We start from the raw sequence: 15,693 nt of genomic DNA on the forward strand, positions 1-15,693 counted from the left end.
TACTCTCAAGCATTCAAGACATGCTCTCGATCATATCTCTGTCTCTTTTTGGCATATTAAATTTATTCCTTGGCTTCCTGAAATCCCGTCGGATTTTGCTGCCTGCTACGCTTGTTTTTCTGTTCGTAGCTCTGGCTCTACTTACGCAGGAATGGAACCAGCAGGCTCTATACTTTTCGGATATGCTACGGGTGAATAACCTGTTCGTCAGCTTCTCGGTCATTGTTCTGCTTACTACGGTATTAGTCGTCGGGATTTCCAGAAATTTTGGCGACGATATAGAATATACGCACCCAGCCGAATATTATTCCATTATTCTTTTTTCGGTCACGGGTGCTTTGATGATGATTGGTTTTGAAAACCTCATCATGCTCTTCATTGGGGTTGAAATTCTATCGGTTGCCATGTACGTTCTAACCGGAACGGACAAACGGAACCTACGTTCCAACGAAGCCGCTTTAAAATATTTCCTCATGGGCTCATTCGCCACGGGTATTTTACTCTTCGGATTAGCCATGATCTATGGAGCCACGGGTTCTTTTAAACTCGGAGCCATTGCTACTTATGTACAAACGGCAACCCAGTATCGTTCGGTTTCTCCCCTGCTCTACATCGGGTTACTGTTGCTGTTTTTTGGGATGTTATTTAAAGTGTCCGTAGCACCGTTCCACTTCTGGACCCCAGACGTATACGAAGGAGCACCTACGATCTTTACGGCTTATATGTCAACCGTGGTTAAAACGGCTGGATTTGCGGCTCTTTACAAACTCGCTTCCGTCGCTTTTGCCAGTTCTTATGGTTTCTGGGCCCAGACACTGGCCGTACTAGCCATTTTAACCTTATTAATCGGAAATATTACAGCCGCGTATCAGATCAGTTTCAAACGCATGATGGCTTATTCCAGCATTTCTCATGCGGGGTATCTGCTGCTGGCCGTAGTTGCTAAAGTGCCCAGTTCTCAATCGGCTATTCTTTTTTACTCACTGGCCTATTCGCTTGCCACTATTTCTGCCTTTGGGGTATTAATCGCTGTTTCGGAGCGAAAACCTTATGAAGGAAATCCCGACGAACGTTATGATGCGTTTAACGGTCTGGCTAAAACCAATCCGCTACTAGCTTTTATTATGACCGTTTCGATGCTTTCTCTGGCAGGGATTCCACTAACGGCAGGTTTCTGGGGTAAATTTTTTATCTTTTCCGCAGCGGTTCAGGCTAATCTTACCGCCCTGTTAGTCATCGCAGTATTGATGTCATGTGTCGGCATTTATTATTATTTCAGGGTAATAATTGCCATGTATTTAAAACCAAGTGACAACGAAGGAGTTATCGTAAGCAGTGGATTTAAACTAACTTTGCTGTTCACTACGGTTCTGACGCTCCTATTTGGATTATTCCCGGACCTGGTGAATAGATTCTTTTAGATATTAACGTCAATTTTCAACACTTGAAAACAACCCTCGCTCAACCTTTGGAGAAAAAAAAGTCTAAATTACTTAACATTCGTGATTTAGTTGCTTACTTTCTAGTTGCCGGAACCGGAGCTGCCGTTCAGATTATTGCTGGTGGTTATTTCCGGGAGTTTATGAGTTACAATGCTTCTGTTGCCTGCGGTTACGTAGTCTCTTTCGTTGTAGGATTTACCTTAACTAAACTTTTTGCCTTTGATGCCAAGAAATCAGGCCAGACCCGGCGGGAGATGGTCAAGTTTGGGCTGGTTGCGGTTGTTTCTTTCTTCATTACTGTAGGTGGATCAAGTCTGGGTTTTCACTTACTGAATGCTTCCCATCCCGGTGATCTCTATTACCGCATTCCACTGGATTTTCTTTCTGAAAAATCACGCAACATCAATGTGAAGGAATTTGGCGGGCTACTGGTTGGGATGGGCCTTAGCTTCGTAAGTAACTACATACTGCATAAAACCTTTACTTTCAAATCAACCGGCTTTTACGACCGAATCAAGGATTATCTGAAAGGTATTCCTGAATAACGCCCTTCTGGTTACTCCTCCGTAATAAGCGTTTTAAAAAATTTATCAAATTTTAAGGTTTCAGGAGCTAATTAATATAACTATTTGAATAATTCATAGTGCACTATAAAGATAATGTGTGCTTTTTGTTAAAATCCTTAAAAAAACCTTAAAAGCCCACTTGCTTTATTCAGAATTCGGGTTCAACTTTGTCTCGGCAATAAACCCTAAAATCATCACAAAAATGAAAAAATTGTTCGCCCTGTTCCTTCTTGGCACAATGGTTTCTCTGGCAGCTTGCCAAGAAAAGAAAACTGATTCTGCTGAATCTGCTGATTCTTCTGCTGTAGTTGTTGATACTACTACTGCTGTTGACACAGTTCTTGCTGTTGACACTACTGCTGCTGACACTGCAAAAAAATAATTTTGTAGATTAGGAACACAGCCAAAGCCTTGCCTTCAGGTGAGGCTTTGTCGTTTTTTACCGGATGGAATCTCTCTTACGCCAGCATCTTCCCTCCCTTGCCGTTTCTTATTGCCTGCAACTCTGGCAGGAACATCCTTTTCATTTCCACGTTTCTCGGCCCCGACGCACGAAGTTTGGTGACTATAGCTATTGCTCCAGCAAAGGTCATCGCATTTCAGTGAACGGTAATATGAATGCCTACGCCTTTCTAATTACCTATCTCCATGAAGTGGCTCACCAGCGGGTGTGTCTGCAATGGGGAACCCGCGTAGCCCCACACGGAAGATCCTGGAAAAAAACGTTTCGGGAATTACTAAAGCCGGTCATGACGGAATCCATTTTCCCCGTTGATATTCTGGCACCTTTACTGGACTATTCCCGCGATCCGAAGGCAGCTACGGCCTCTCATTCTCCCCTATACCAGGCTCTGAGACGATACGACCGACATCCCGAAGGAACGTTACGGCTTTCAGAGGTACCGGAAAATCAGATTTTCTTGCTGGGGAATCGTACCTTTATGAAACACCAGCGACGCCGAACCCGGTTTTTATGCACCGATCAGCAAAACGGTCGTCAGTACACCATTCCGGCGGAAGCCCTGGTTCAGCTCTCTGATGTACGACCTGAGTAAAATCAACGTTATTGATACGTCCGGTTTTCTGCCTTTATGATTCGATTGTTTACTACCCTATTCTTTATCCTTTTCCTGAGTGCTCTGGTCAGGGCTCAGTCGTCCGTATTAGCTAACGGTCCCTGGCTAAAAATTGGCGTAACTCAAGACGGAGTTTATAAAATTGACGCCACCACTCTTCGAAAATCCGGTTGGAATCCCACACAGATTAATCCCCAGCATTTGCGATTGTATGGCAATGGAGGAGCCCCGTTGCCTCAGGCTAACCAATCGCCCCGCCCGATGGATTTACTGGAAAATTCCATTCTGGTAACGGGCGAAAGCGATGGGTCTTTCGATGCCAGCGATGCCCTTTATTTCATTGGAAAGAGTCCTCACGAAATAAAACTGGATACCCTAGCCGGAAGATTTTCACACCAACTTAATCCCTATTCGGATACTACTTTTTACTTTCTTACCGTCGGCAATACCCCTGGAAAACGAGTTCAGCTAGCGACGGGTTCTGGATCAGGCCCCCTACTAACCACCTACGATGATTATATTTTTCACGAAGTAGAAGAAATGAACCGGGTTAAATCGGGTCGCGTCTGGTACGGTGAAAGTTTTTATGTTTATACCGACCGAACCATTCCCTTCAGCATTCCCGGAGCCTTACCTAATCAGCCCCTCTGGGTTACCGCTGCTACTCTGGGTTATTCTTCTGTTCCAACGAATTTTACTTTTTCCTTAAATGGTCAAAGCGTTGGTTCACAAACCATCCGGGCCACCACTTACGAACGTTATGATTTTAAGGGAATTGATGCCGTAAATACCTTTCAAACGACCTTAAACAGCGTGCCTTCAGATGGCAAGTTTTCCATTCAGGTTACCTACAATCGAAATGGAGATAATGCTGCTCAGGGGGTTTTGAATTACCTCGGCATTCAGTTGCAGCGTTCGCTTCACTGGCAGGGTTATAACTTTCAATTCCGTTCGCTGGCGAGTCGAAATTTGCCCGCAGTGCAGATGACCATTGCCAATGCTCCGGCAGATGTACAAGTCTGGGATCTTAGTACCCAAACGTTGCTGAATGTTTCGAACGGTACCTTCAGCTACCAGCCCGGTGGCCAAGTACACGAATGTATGGCCTTTACGTATGCTAAGAGTCTTTTGCCTGTCTCCCTGCAAAGCATTCCCAACCAGCATTTACACCAGCAGGAAACGCCGGATTTACTCATCATCACGGCTCCGGCTTTACGAGCAGAAGCTGAACGGCTGGCTGATTTTCGCCGAAAAAATGATCAATTACGGGTGCTGGTGGTCTCAACGGAGGAAGTCTTCCATGAGTTTTCTTCCGGGAAACTGGACCCAACGGCTCTCCGGGATTACGCCAGGTATCTCTATCAGAAAAAGCCGGGTACCTTAAAATATCTGTTATTGTTTGGCGACGCGACTTACGATTACAGAAATATTCTGAAGGAAAATCAGGGCAAGTCTTTCGTTCCGGTGTATGAAAGCCGGGAATCGCTGCATCCGATTTATAGCTACTCTTCGGATGATTACTTTGGCTTTCTGGGAGATGCGGAAGGCGAATGGACGGAAGATTACGCCGGAGATCAAACCGTTGATATTGGCATCGGGCGTTTGCCAGTCAAATACCTTTCTGAGGCCAAACAGGTTGTTGATAAACTCATGCATTACGAGGACCCGGCAACCCGAGGGACCTGGCAAAGCAAGTGTACTTTCGTAGCTGATGACGGGGATTACAACGTTCACGCCGAAGATGCAGAGCGATTGGTTCAATTCCTTGAAAAAACGCCTTACCAAGCCGAGAAAATCTACCTGGATGCCTTTCCGCAAATAGGAACGGGTTTGGACCAGAAAAGCCCCAAAACAAATGAGGCAATTACTTCAGCCATGAACGATGGTCGACTGCTGGTTGCCTTTGCGGGGCACGGCGGTGTATCGGGCTGGACGCAGGAACAGATTCTGATGTTACGGGATATTCTCGGCTGGCGAAACCGCGATCATTTACCACTCTTTTTAACTGCCACCTGCGAATTTGGTCGTTACGACGATCCAGGAGTCGTTTCAGGGGCTGAATTGGCTTTATTGAATGCTCAGGGCGGTGCCATTGGATTAATCACCACTGCTCGTCCCGTTTTTGCCAGTTCTAATTCGCTGGTAAGCGAGGCGTTTATGAAAGCCGCCTTTCAACCCATCAACGGCGTACTGCCTCGACTGGGCGATCTCATCCGTCAAACTAAAAACAATAGTCTGGCGGGCCGAATTAATCGCAATTTTGCCCTTCTGGGCGACCCTTCCATGCGGTTAGCTTATGCCAGCGATTCCCTGAAAATCCAAAGCCCTGATACATTACGAGGCGGCGGGCAGGTTACCCTATCCGGCTCGACTTCGTTTGATGGCGAAGGCTGGCTGGAGGTTTACGATCAGGAAAGAACTTATCAAACTCTGGGCGATGAAAATCCGAAATTCAGTTATAAGGATCGGAAAAGTTTGCTTTATAAGGGCAAAATCAGCATCACCCAAAAGCAATTCAGCAGCAGTTTTATCTTACCTACGTCATTGGAAACCGGATCGGGCCGGGCATTGATTCGAGTATACGCTCAGGCCACTGACGGAAAACGAAGTGCTTTAGGAATAGCCAGACCGTTCATTAATGGTAAAAATTCAACCCCCATCACTGATCATACAGCTCCCATCCTAAGTTTATACATGAATACAGATGATTTTAAAAACGGTGGAGAAACGGATGACAGTCCGATATTATTCGCTCAATTAGCGGACGATTCAGGGCTTTCGTACACGGAATTAAACCCTATTTCTGCGGTTTTAAATGATACGTTAACCATCAATCTGAATTCCTATTACTTCCCGGAAAGTAATAAATTGGGTCAGGTAATCTATCCTTTTAAGCATTTACCCCCTGGTTCCCACCGCCTTCAGGTGCAGGCCTATGATGTATTTGGAAATCGGGTTAATCAAAGCATAGAATTTTACGTAGTTCCAAGTACGAAAACGTATCTTCGCAACGTTACGGCTATGCCAAATCCCTTCACGCAAAAGGCTCGTTTTACCTTCGAACATGATTTTCAGGACGATGATACCGAAATTACATTCTATCTGTACGATCTTTCCGGTCGATTGCTCCATCAACAGAGCCTTCAAAGTTACGTTACGCCCTCGCCGTACGAAGATTTAGTACTTGAAAAACCAGAATTGAATACGGGTTTATACATTTATCGTATTTTTGTACGCTCTCTTTCTACGGGGCGTTCCCTAACTGGAGGCGGAAAGATTTCCTACATCAAATGACTTTTGTTAGTTTTGCGATTAAATACATCCCACGAATGCGTAGTTATCATCGCCTTAAAACAGGTCCTGTCTCTAGTATACTTTCACCGGAAGGCGTAGCCCCGGCCCCTCAACGTTTAACCCAATCTCGGATGAAAAGACTTAAAACCCGTATTTTGACCGTTGCAGCCTTCATTAGCTCCTCAACCTTAGCAATGGCTCAAAGCGGTAGCACAGTGATTGGGCAAGTCAACAGTGATCGAATTCCTATTCCTGCTGTTCCTTTTGTTAATATTACACCCGATGCCCGCTCTGCCGCCCTCGGTGATGCGGGTGTAGCTCTTAGCCCCACCGATCCCAGCGGAACGTACTGGAACGTGTCAAAATTGGTTTATGCTGAACAGGATGCCGGTGTTTCTGTTTCCTATACACCCTGGCTTCGTAACCTGATCGGTGATATGTGGCTGGGCCATTTTACTGGTTATAAAAAAATTGGTAAAAACCAGGTAATTGGTCTTTCCCTTCAGTATTTTAATCTGGGTAATATCATCTTTACCAACGACCAGGGCGTAACTACGGGTAGCTTCGATTCAAAAGAATACGCAGCCACGGGTTCTTACGCTCTGAAACTGTCGGATCAGTTATCGTTGGGTATTAACCTGAAATACATTAACTCCAACCTTACGGGCGATCAGGTAGTAGCAGGCGTGGCTTTACGTCCTGGTCAAACCGTCGCGGGTGACATCGCTTTATTCCGCAATGGCTACAGCCCCGAGAAAAAGTGGTTTGCCAACTACGGATTAATGATCCAAAACCTCGGTGGTAAAATTAACTACGGTGGAACGGCTCAGGCTCCTTACTTCATTCCTACAAACCTGAAATTAGGTACGGCCATTACCAACCGTCTGGACGATAAAAATTCATTAACCCTCACGGTTGACTTGAATAAATTAATGGTACCAACGCCCCCTCGTTACGACGTAACCACGGGCAAGCCTTTAGATGGGAAAAAACCAGTGGCGGACCGTAGCTTGTTTGAAGGCGTATTCGGTTCTTTCACGGATGCTCCCGGTGGCCTGAAAGAAGAACTTCAGGAAGTAACCGTTTCGGCGGGTCTGGAATACAACTGGAACAAAATTCTGGCGGCTCGTCTGGGTTACTTTTACGAAAATCCTAACAAAGGAAATCGTAGCTACGTAACGGCAGGTTTTGGCGTTCACTACCAGCAAATGGGTCTTGATTTTGCTTACCTTTTCCAGGGCGGCGGTCAGATCAATCCGCTCAACAACACCCTGCGGGTAACGTTATCTTACCTCTTCAATAAAAAACAAAGCATCGGCGAAGCTCCCCGGGACGATTTCTAGGATTCTTTTACCCGATTTTTTTAAATGGCATTCTACGGGGTGCCATTTTTTATTATATCCCATGATTTCTATTTCGAGAGAAGTAGTACCTTGGCTTTTCGCCCACAGGAAAACCAGCTATCTGACTTCCTGAAGAGATTAATAAAAGATGATGATGCAATTAGATCGTACGCAAGCTCCTGATTTTCACCTGACGGATACCGTTTCTCTGCTTCCAGTTCAAGCCTATACCCTTGATAACCATATTCCGGTGTATGTCATTGACGCCGGTGAACAGCCCGTTACCCGCGTAGAATGGGTGTTTGAAGCAGGCGGCTGGGATGAAGCGTTACCCAATGTTTCAACCTTTACTTTACGGATGCTGAACGAAGGAACCCAGCAGTACACAGGAGCCGAATTAGCCGAATTCTTTGATCAGTACGGCTCATTTCTGGAATTAGGTGCTTCTGCTGATCGTTCTACCGTAACCCTGTACGCCCTTCGAAAACACCTTCCAGTCCTGTTACCCCGCATTCAGGAGTTATTACAGGAAGCTACTTTCCCGGCCGAAGAACTGGAAGTGCAGCGAACCATTGCCTTGCAGAATCTTCAGGTTAATGAAGAAAAAACGTCATTTCTGGCCTCTCGGGGCTTCCGCGAAGCCTTATTTGGGAAAGATCATCCGTATGGTAAGAACCAGACGCAGGAGAACCTAAAGGCTTTCAGCCGGGAAGATTTGGTTACGTTCTACCAAAATCACATTGCGGGTCATGCTTTTCAGCTTTTCATTTCGGGACAGGTTGACGAACGAGAAGTAGCATTAGTGAATGAGATTTTTGGTCAGCAGGCACTTCTTCCCCAACCCGAACGTCGGTCTTTTGAGCTGCCTATTGATGCAAATCCAGCGAAAGTCCTCATTGAGTTACCCGAAAAGACTCAATCAACCCTTCGCATGGGTAAACGTATGATTAATCGCGTTCATCATGATTATTATAAAGTGCTGGTTACCAACGAAATCTTTGGGGGTTACTTTGGCTCCCGCCTGATGAAGAATATCCGGGAAGAAAAAGGCTTTACTTACGGTATCTATTCGCAGATGAATAACTTCGCTCAGGCGAGTCAGTTAGTGATTGGCACCGATGTTAATAAAGAATTTACCAGCCAGACGCTGGCCGAAATCAAAAAAGAAAGCGAACGCCTGCAAACGGAACTCGTTTCGGAAACGGAATTACAAACGGCTCAGAATTACATGATTGGGCAATTCATTGGCTCTCTAAATACGCCTTTTGAAATTGCTGATCGGCACAAGGTTCGCATTCTTAATAACCTGCCCGATGATTATCATTTACGATTCATTGAGCGAATTAAAGCCGTTACGAAGGAGGATGTACTGGCCATGGCCCAGGCTCATTTCCAATGGAAAGATTTGGTTGAAGTAGTAGCTGGAGGCAAATAAATCCACTACTTTAGAGACGATCGTCTAACATTTATAATCGTTGGATCTGTGTCACAAATACCTGAAGAAAGCGTCTATAACGCTAAGCATTACCAACGCTTTTTTCACGTATCCACGTTGATAACGCGGACTAATAGTGCAAAACTCTATTATTGCTGCCAGCTTTTTCGCTGGCAGCCCTCTTATGAAGTGGAGAAAGCCACCATCCACAGAGGCCTTCACTTTGCTCTGAATAATAGACTTAAGATGAATAAAGGTAAGATCCTACCTGCCGTTAGAATAGAAACAAGAGGGCCCTATTTTAGTCATGTTCGGGCAGGCTCTTACGCTTTATTTACTATCCAATTTACCCGTCCGAAAAAGCTCGTACAGACTTTGAGCAAAAATGAGAATAAGAATGATGGGTAATAAGTGAGCTCCCCAGATGAATCCTTTCCCCGTGAACTGGTAGGTTCCCGAAGAAAACTGGATAAAAACATTCATAAACGCCATTGAGGCAATAACCAGCATCAAAGCCAGTACTAATACACCCGTTCGGATGGGTAAGTATTTTTTGACGAGTTCACTCACCAAAATCGACAGGCCTACCAGAATAAGTACAAAAACCAGAGCCCGGGAAAAGGTTTTAATATACGCGTATTTATATAACCAGATGCCAATACGCCCAATCAGATTAGGATGGGACAGTAACCAAGCATCCGTTACAGCTAGTACCAGATAAAGCAAAAAATGGGAACGAAATCGCATTAGAGTTGAGAGTTTTGAGTTTAGGGTTTTGAGTTTAAAACATTCAAACTCAAAACCCTAAACCCTAAACATATTAGTTATTCTTCCTGATAAAGCACTTGGGTTACGGTTTGGCCGACGGCTTTCATGACGTTTTTGTCGATTACCTCCATGTTATCCTTGTGCGTATGATGATAATCTCCAAAAGTCTTCGGATTGTTTACTTTCATTTCCACAATGTCTACCATCGGAATCTTAGCTACTTCATTGACCGCTACGTGATCGTCGGTTAAGCCGCCGCCTTGTACGGGCAGGAAGTATTGGTTATACCCCAAACGTCCGGCTATATTCCAAATATTCTGAACGATGCTCGGGGCATACTGTAAAGAATAACTTTCCTGAGGGAATTGAGCCCCTTTCGCTCCTACCAGATCCAGCAGAATGCCATAGTAAGCGGAATAACCCGGCTTATGCAGATTTTTCGCCCAGTACTGCGAACCTAAGGCCCAGTTTGATCGCTCCTGCGAAGGCTGCATTCCTTCTTTTTCACCCCAGTCTTCGATGTCAAAGAAGATAATATCAATACCCACGTTTGGTAGCGGTTTCGCCTGAAGGTTACGGGCAATTTCCAGTAATACCCCTACGCCACTACCGCCGTCATTGGCTCCGTCGAAAGGTTTGTTTTTATACTGGGCAACGGTGTCTTTATCCGCAAAAGGGCGGGTATCCCAGTGAGCCGTCAACAAAATGCGTTTGGCCGCATCGGGGTTGATGCTGCCAATGATATTACGGGCATTAAGCTTGGTTCCATCAAAAGCCGTTTCGGTGAATTTCTGTTCGGTCACCGCGAATCCGTAGCTTTTCAGCTTAGCAACCAGCCAGTCGCCGCAAGCCTGATGAGCTTTGGAATTAGGAATTCGTGGGCCAAAATCTACCTGTTTCTGAACAAAAGCATAGGCTGAATCGGCGTTGAAGGTAGGAGCCGGAGCTAATTTAGGTTCTTCGGTACTGGTAGTGCTTTCGCTTTTTCCTGATTTATCGTCACAGGACTGAACCAGTAAACCCGTTGCCCCAAGAGTAAGGAGCAGAGCCAGAGTTGATAAACGTTTCATGAGGTATGGTTTGAAAATCGGCGTAGAGAGTTTCTCTACGCCGATGCCTTTATTCTTCGTAAGCCCAGTCGATCTTGTGTTTGAGATCTTTAATAACCAGACCATTCTGTTTAAATACGGAACGAACCTGATCCACTTTATCGTATTGCTTCTGCGTTTTGAAATCACGATACAAATCCAGCAGACCATCAATCAGCGGCTCAAACGCCTGGTTACGTTCTTCCTCCAGACCCAAAATATCCGCCAGGAAGGTCATATACGTAGTCTTCAGTTTGTTGAAAACCTCTTCGCCTAACTGAGCGGGCTTCACCTGAAGCATGTATAACTGATTGATTTTCTTCAGCAACGCAAACAAATGAGCAATGGCAACTGCCGTGTTCAGGTCGTCATTCATGCCTTCATAAGCACCTTCGATGGCCTTCTCTACTTCTTCAACCTGTTTCACATCCACAGCAATGGTTTCGTCTGCCATAAATTCCATATCGCGAATCAGCCGCAGGCCATTAATTAAACGCTTATACCCTTTCTGAGCTGCTTTCAGAGCTTCGTTAGAAAAGTCCAGCGTTGAGCGATACTGACTTTGCAACATGAAAAAGCGAACCGTCATCGGCGAATAAGCCTGTTCCAGCAAATGGTGACTTCCCGCAAATAACTCGTTCGGTAAAAACGAGTTACCCAGAGATTTGGACATTTTCTGACCATTAACCGTCAGCATATTCGAGTGCATCCAATACTTCACGGGTGATACTTCATTCAGTCCCGTGCCCTGAGCGATTTCGCATTCATGGTGTGGAAATTTCAAGTCCATACCCCCACCGTGAATATCAAATTGCTTTCCTAAGTATTTGGTACTCATGCAGGTACATTCCAAGTGCCATCCGGGAAAACCGGACCCCCAGGGACTAGGCCAACGCATAAGGTGATCGGGAGCGGCTTTTTTCCAGATGGCAAAATCCAGCGGGCTTTTCTTTTCTCCAATCCCATCCAGATCGCGGGTTTCGGTTAATAAGTCCTCCAGAATCCGACCTGACAATTTGCCGTAATCTTTATGTTGCTGATTATAGCGTTCAATATCAAAATAGACCGAACCATTCGATTCGTAAGCTAAATTTTTATCAAGCAATGTCTTTACAGCTTCAATCTGCTCGACAATGTGCCCCGTAGCGGTTGGTTCTATGCTGGGAGGCAGAATATTAAACTGCTCCAGCACTTTATGAAAGTCGTCAGTATACCGATGAACGATTTCCATTGGCTCAATCTGCTCAAGGCGAGCCATGCGACCAATTTTGTCTTCGCCCTCGTCACTATCGCCCGTTAAGTGTCCTACGTCGGTGATGTTCCGCACGTAACGAACTTTATAACCGCTGTGACGCAGGTAACGTACCAGGGTGTCGAACGTCAGGAATGTGCGAACGTTTCCTAAATGAACGTAATTATAAACCGTTGGACCGCAGACATATAAGCCAACATGTGGCGGATGAAGGGGTTGAAAAACTTCTTTCTCCCGGCTAAGGGTATTGTAGATTTTCAGGGATTGCATGCAAAAAATAATTGAATGAGATCAGTACTGAAAAATCAGCACATGCGAATAAGAACCGTCGAAGATTACAGACCGTTCCAACATCGTAATACGCGGTAAGAAAAAGAAGCTTGTGCCACGTCATAAAAGGTTTGATTGCAAAAGTAAGGAAAAGAGTTTAGGGTTTTGAGTTTTGGGTTCAGAGTTTACGAGAATTTGAAATACTAAGCTCATTTACAGAATTGTAACTCATGCACAAAGCACCTCTCTTTGGCAACCACACAACGCAAAACCCAAAACTCTAAACCCAAAACCCCAAAACTCCCCTATCTTTGACCCAGGTTTCTTTCCCGATATCGTTATGCTTTTGTTTGAAGTCGGTACTAACCCTAGTGCCCAACGTGAGTTTTTGATGTTTCCCGTTCGTTTGTATCGCCATGATTTGAACTGGATTCGCCCTTTGGATCAGGACATTGAAGATGTTTTCGATCCGAAGAAAAACAAGATGTTCAAACACGGTGAATGCATTCGCTGGATTTTACAGAACGAAGCCGGACAAACCATCGGTCGCGTGGCTGCTTTTATCGATTATGATAAAGCTCACAAAGAAGACCAGCCTACGGGCGGCATGGGCTTTTTTGAGTGCATTGAAGATGAAAAAGCCGCCTTTTTGCTCTTCCAGGCTTGCAAAGACTGGCTCGAAAGCAAAGGTATGGAGGCGATGGACGGCCCCATTAACTTCGGTGAACGTGAGGCCTGGTGGGGCTTAATGGTGCAGGGCTGGGACTTCGAACCTACCTACAAAATGCCATGGACGAAGGAGTATTACATCGCCTACTTCGAGAAGTACGGCTTTCAGGATTACTTCAAGCAATTTGTCTACACTTCTCCCATTCGGGAAGTAGTCGTTTCTCCTAATGTGGAGGAAAAAGCTCAGCGGGTCTATGCAAACCCCGAGTTTACCTTTCAGCACATCGAAAAGAAAGACCTGGCTAAATACACCGAGGATTTTCGCAGTATCTATAATAAAGCTTGGGCCAAGTTTCCGGGTGTAAAAGAAATGAGCATCGAACAGGCCCGCTCGCTGGTTAATTCGATGAAGCCCATCATTGATGAACAGTTAATCTGGTTCGCTTACGCAGGCGGTGAAGCCATTGCTTTCTTCATCGTCATTCCTGATTTGAATCAGATTGTCAAGCATTTAAACGGCAAATTTGGGTTATTACAGAAACTGAAACTGTTGTATCTGCTGAAATGGAAGAAAGTAGTTACCCGAACCTGCGGCCTTATTTTCGGCGTCATTCCTGATTATCAAGGGAAAGGCGTAGAATCCGCCATCGCCCTACGTTTCCGTCAGGCAGGTCGTGACAATCCTGATTACCAATACGATACCATTGATATGAACTGGGTGGGTGATTTCAATCCCCGCATGAATCGCTTCGTTTCGCAACTAGGCACCCGCATTGATAAGAGTTACATTACCTATCGTTACCTCTTTGATCGCACGAAAGAATTCAAACGTTGCCCACGGGTTTAGTTTGGTTCAGAGGCACCGCAATGAAGGTTACTTCCCTGAGACGGAGGTAACCTTTTTTATTGGCTATTCCTGAAAATTAAAATTAGATCCCTGATTAAACTTCCTCGGCCGGAAATCAGTCTCAATACCGTACCATCTTCCTGACTATGAGCTTATTCTTTACTACATCTCGTTTTTAATAAATCGATGAAAAGTAACCTCAGTCAGCTAAAGCATTTATACCTGCGGGCGGGTTTCGGAGCCAGCCCGGCAGCGTTACAGGAAGCCAGCCGCCATTCGCTTTCCAAAGCGGTGAATCATCTTTTTGAAGATTCCCAAACCAGCTCTCCACTGCATGTGGCAGATCCCCAGCAATTGGGTTACACCCGTAAAACGCTGCTGGAAATGGTCATGCAAAGAGATAGTTTATCGCAGGATCAGAGAAAACAGATGGCACAGCAGATTCTGCGGGAAAATCGGGAGCAGATTGGTGACATTAACTACGCCTGGGTGAATCAAATGGGTTCAGGGAAGGAAGCTTTACGAGAAAAAATGACGCTTTTCTGGCACGGCCATTTTGCCTGCCGCAGCCTGAATCCAGCTTATGTTCAAAAGCAGAATAATGTCCTTCGCGAAAACGCTCTGGGCAAATTTGGGGACTTGCTCGGAGCCATCTCCAAAGATCCTGCCATGCTTCAGTTTCTGAATAACCAGCAGAATCGCAAGCAGAGTCCAAACGAAAATTTTGCCCGGGAAGTCATGGAGTTATTTACGCTGGGCCGGGGTAATTATACCGAAAAAGACATTAAGGAAGCCGCCCGCAGTTTTACAGGTTGGGGCTTTAATGGTCGGGGCGAGTTTGTTTTTCGGAAAAATCAGCACGACGATGGCCCGAAAACCATCTTCGGAAAAACCGGAAACTTCAGCGGAGAAGATACCCTGAATTTATTACTGGAACGACCCGAAACGGCTACTTTTCTGGTAACTAAAATCTATCGCTTTTTTGTAAATGACCAACCCGACCAGGCCATTATCAATCACTTAGCTCCGCGTTTTCATCAAAAGGAGTACGACATCAGTTGGCTAATGAAGGAAATTTTTTCTTCCGACTGGTTTTACGACCCCAGGAATATTGGTACAAAAATTAAATCTCCCGTGGAGTTTCTGGTCGGCTTGCAACGCACGTTTGGATTAACCTACGGTAGCAAGCAGTCCGTCTTGTACATTCAGAAAGCTCTGGATCAGGTACTATTTTACCCACCTAACGTAGCAGGCTGGCCGGGTGGCACGGCCTGGATTGATTCCTCCAGCTTGCTTCTGCGGATGAAGTTACCCGAAGTCATCTTCAATTCGGCTGAGCTAAACTTCAAAGCAAAAGCCGACGGCGATGTAAATACCGATTACCTCACGCAGAAAAAAGGACGACAGTTTGAGCAGGCCGAACTCAACTGGCAAGCTTTTGGCACCGCCTTCGAAGGCCTTCAGGGCGAAGCTTTGGTAACCGCCTTAAGCACGCACTTACTGCAACGTCCACTTCGCTCAGCTCAGCAAAATCTGATTCTGAAGCGAAAAAAAGAATCGGAATTGAAAGATTATACGCTGGCTTTACTTACCCTGCCGGAGTACCAATTGGGTTAAACTTTCCACCCCTAGACATAATGCTT

The 15,693-nt window shown here is 45.4% G+C and carries 12 protein-coding genes; 9 read left to right on the top strand and 3 right to left on the bottom strand.

Features of this window, described 5'->3' with window-relative positions:
- The first annotated feature begins 20 nt into the window (after positions 1-20).
- The 7 genes from QE390_RS02760 to QE390_RS02790 all read left to right on the top strand — a co-directional run bounded on the left by QE390_RS02760 (position 21) and on the right by QE390_RS02790 (position 9,156).
- Entirely contained in the window at positions 21-1,421 is a 1,401-nt protein-coding gene (locus tag QE390_RS02760) for an NADH-quinone oxidoreductase subunit N (protein WP_307140999.1), read from the top strand.
- A gap of 23 nt (positions 1,422-1,444) precedes the next feature.
- Positions 1,445-1,987, top strand: a complete 543-nt coding sequence (locus QE390_RS02765; RefSeq protein WP_307141000.1) for a GtrA family protein — start codon at positions 1,445-1,447, stop codon at positions 1,985-1,987.
- A 118-nt stretch (positions 1,988-2,105) separates the two neighbouring features.
- On the top strand, positions 2,106-2,390 hold the full coding sequence (locus QE390_RS02770; protein ID WP_307141001.1) for a hypothetical protein: 285 nt from the start codon (positions 2,106-2,108) through the stop codon (positions 2,388-2,390).
- 64 nt (positions 2,391-2,454) lie between these two features.
- Positions 2,455-3,063 (top strand): hypothetical protein, encoded by a 609-nt coding sequence (locus tag QE390_RS02775; protein WP_307141002.1) that lies wholly within the window; start codon positions 2,455-2,457, stop codon positions 3,061-3,063.
- Between the two features lie 36 nt (positions 3,064-3,099).
- Positions 3,100-6,378, top strand: a complete 3,279-nt coding sequence (porU, locus tag QE390_RS02780; protein WP_307141003.1) for a type IX secretion system sortase PorU — start codon at positions 3,100-3,102, stop codon at positions 6,376-6,378.
- A gap of 131 nt (positions 6,379-6,509) precedes the next feature.
- A complete protein-coding gene (porV, locus tag QE390_RS02785) occupies positions 6,510-7,721 on the top strand; it encodes a type IX secretion system outer membrane channel protein PorV (RefSeq protein WP_307141004.1) in 1,212 nt (403 codons plus the stop codon).
- Positions 7,722-7,869: 148 nt separating this feature from the next.
- Entirely contained in the window at positions 7,870-9,156 is a 1,287-nt protein-coding gene (locus QE390_RS02790) for a pitrilysin family protein (protein WP_307141005.1), read from the top strand.
- Positions 9,157-9,486: 330 nt separating this feature from the next.
- Here the strand turns inward: QE390_RS02790 and QE390_RS02795 are convergent, their stop codons facing one another.
- The 3 genes from QE390_RS02795 to cysS form a co-directional block, all read right to left on the bottom strand.
- Complete coding sequence (locus QE390_RS02795) at positions 9,487-9,903, bottom strand: hypothetical protein (protein ID WP_106635178.1); 417 nt, start codon at positions 9,901-9,903, stop codon at positions 9,487-9,489.
- A 77-nt stretch (positions 9,904-9,980) separates the two neighbouring features.
- Positions 9,981-10,994: a M28 family peptidase gene (locus QE390_RS02800; RefSeq protein WP_307141006.1), complete on the bottom strand. Its 1,014-nt coding sequence runs from the start codon at positions 10,992-10,994 to the stop codon at positions 9,981-9,983.
- Positions 10,995-11,043: 49 nt separating this feature from the next.
- On the bottom strand, positions 11,044-12,534 hold the full coding sequence (gene cysS / locus QE390_RS02805) for a cysteine--tRNA ligase (protein ID WP_307141007.1): 1,491 nt from the start codon (positions 12,532-12,534) through the stop codon (positions 11,044-11,046).
- A 340-nt stretch (positions 12,535-12,874) separates the two neighbouring features.
- Between cysS and QE390_RS02810 the strand changes: the two genes are divergently transcribed.
- On the top strand, positions 12,875-14,050 hold the full coding sequence (locus QE390_RS02810) for a hypothetical protein (protein WP_307141008.1): 1,176 nt from the start codon (positions 12,875-12,877) through the stop codon (positions 14,048-14,050).
- Positions 14,051-14,236: 186 nt separating this feature from the next.
- Positions 14,237-15,667, top strand: a complete 1,431-nt coding sequence (locus QE390_RS02815; RefSeq protein WP_307141009.1) for a DUF1800 family protein — start codon at positions 14,237-14,239, stop codon at positions 15,665-15,667.
- Positions 15,668-15,693 lie beyond the last annotated feature (26 nt).

The sequence above is a fragment of the Siphonobacter sp. SORGH_AS_1065 genome, from assembly GCF_030818595.1.
GTDB lineage: Bacteria > Bacteroidota > Bacteroidia > Cytophagales > Spirosomataceae > Siphonobacter.

Bases quoted from the DNA above. Each gene is read 5' to 3' on its own strand.
- QE390_RS02790 (WP_307141005.1), top strand. From the start codon at position 7,870: ATGATGATGCAATTAGATCGTACGCAAGCTCCTGATTTTCACCTGACG.
- QE390_RS02760 (WP_307140999.1), top strand. From the start codon at position 21: ATGCTCTCGATCATATCTCTGTCTCTTTTTGGCATATTAAATTTATTC.
- QE390_RS02810 (WP_307141008.1), top strand. From the start codon at position 12,875: ATGCTTTTGTTTGAAGTCGGTACTAACCCTAGTGCCCAACGTGAGTTT.
- QE390_RS02815 (WP_307141009.1), top strand. From the start codon at position 14,237: ATGAAAAGTAACCTCAGTCAGCTAAAGCATTTATACCTGCGGGCGGGT.
- QE390_RS02800 (WP_307141006.1), bottom strand. From the start codon at position 10,994: ATGAAACGTTTATCAACTCTGGCTCTGCTCCTTACTCTTGGGGCAACG.
- porV (WP_307141004.1), top strand. From the start codon at position 6,510: ATGAAAAGACTTAAAACCCGTATTTTGACCGTTGCAGCCTTCATTAGC.
- QE390_RS02795 (WP_106635178.1), bottom strand. From the start codon at position 9,903: ATGCGATTTCGTTCCCATTTTTTGCTTTATCTGGTACTAGCTGTAACG.
- QE390_RS02775 (WP_307141002.1), top strand. From the start codon at position 2,455: ATGGAATCTCTCTTACGCCAGCATCTTCCCTCCCTTGCCGTTTCTTAT.
- porU (WP_307141003.1), top strand. From the start codon at position 3,100: ATGATTCGATTGTTTACTACCCTATTCTTTATCCTTTTCCTGAGTGCT.
- cysS (WP_307141007.1), bottom strand. From the start codon at position 12,534: ATGCAATCCCTGAAAATCTACAATACCCTTAGCCGGGAGAAAGAAGTT.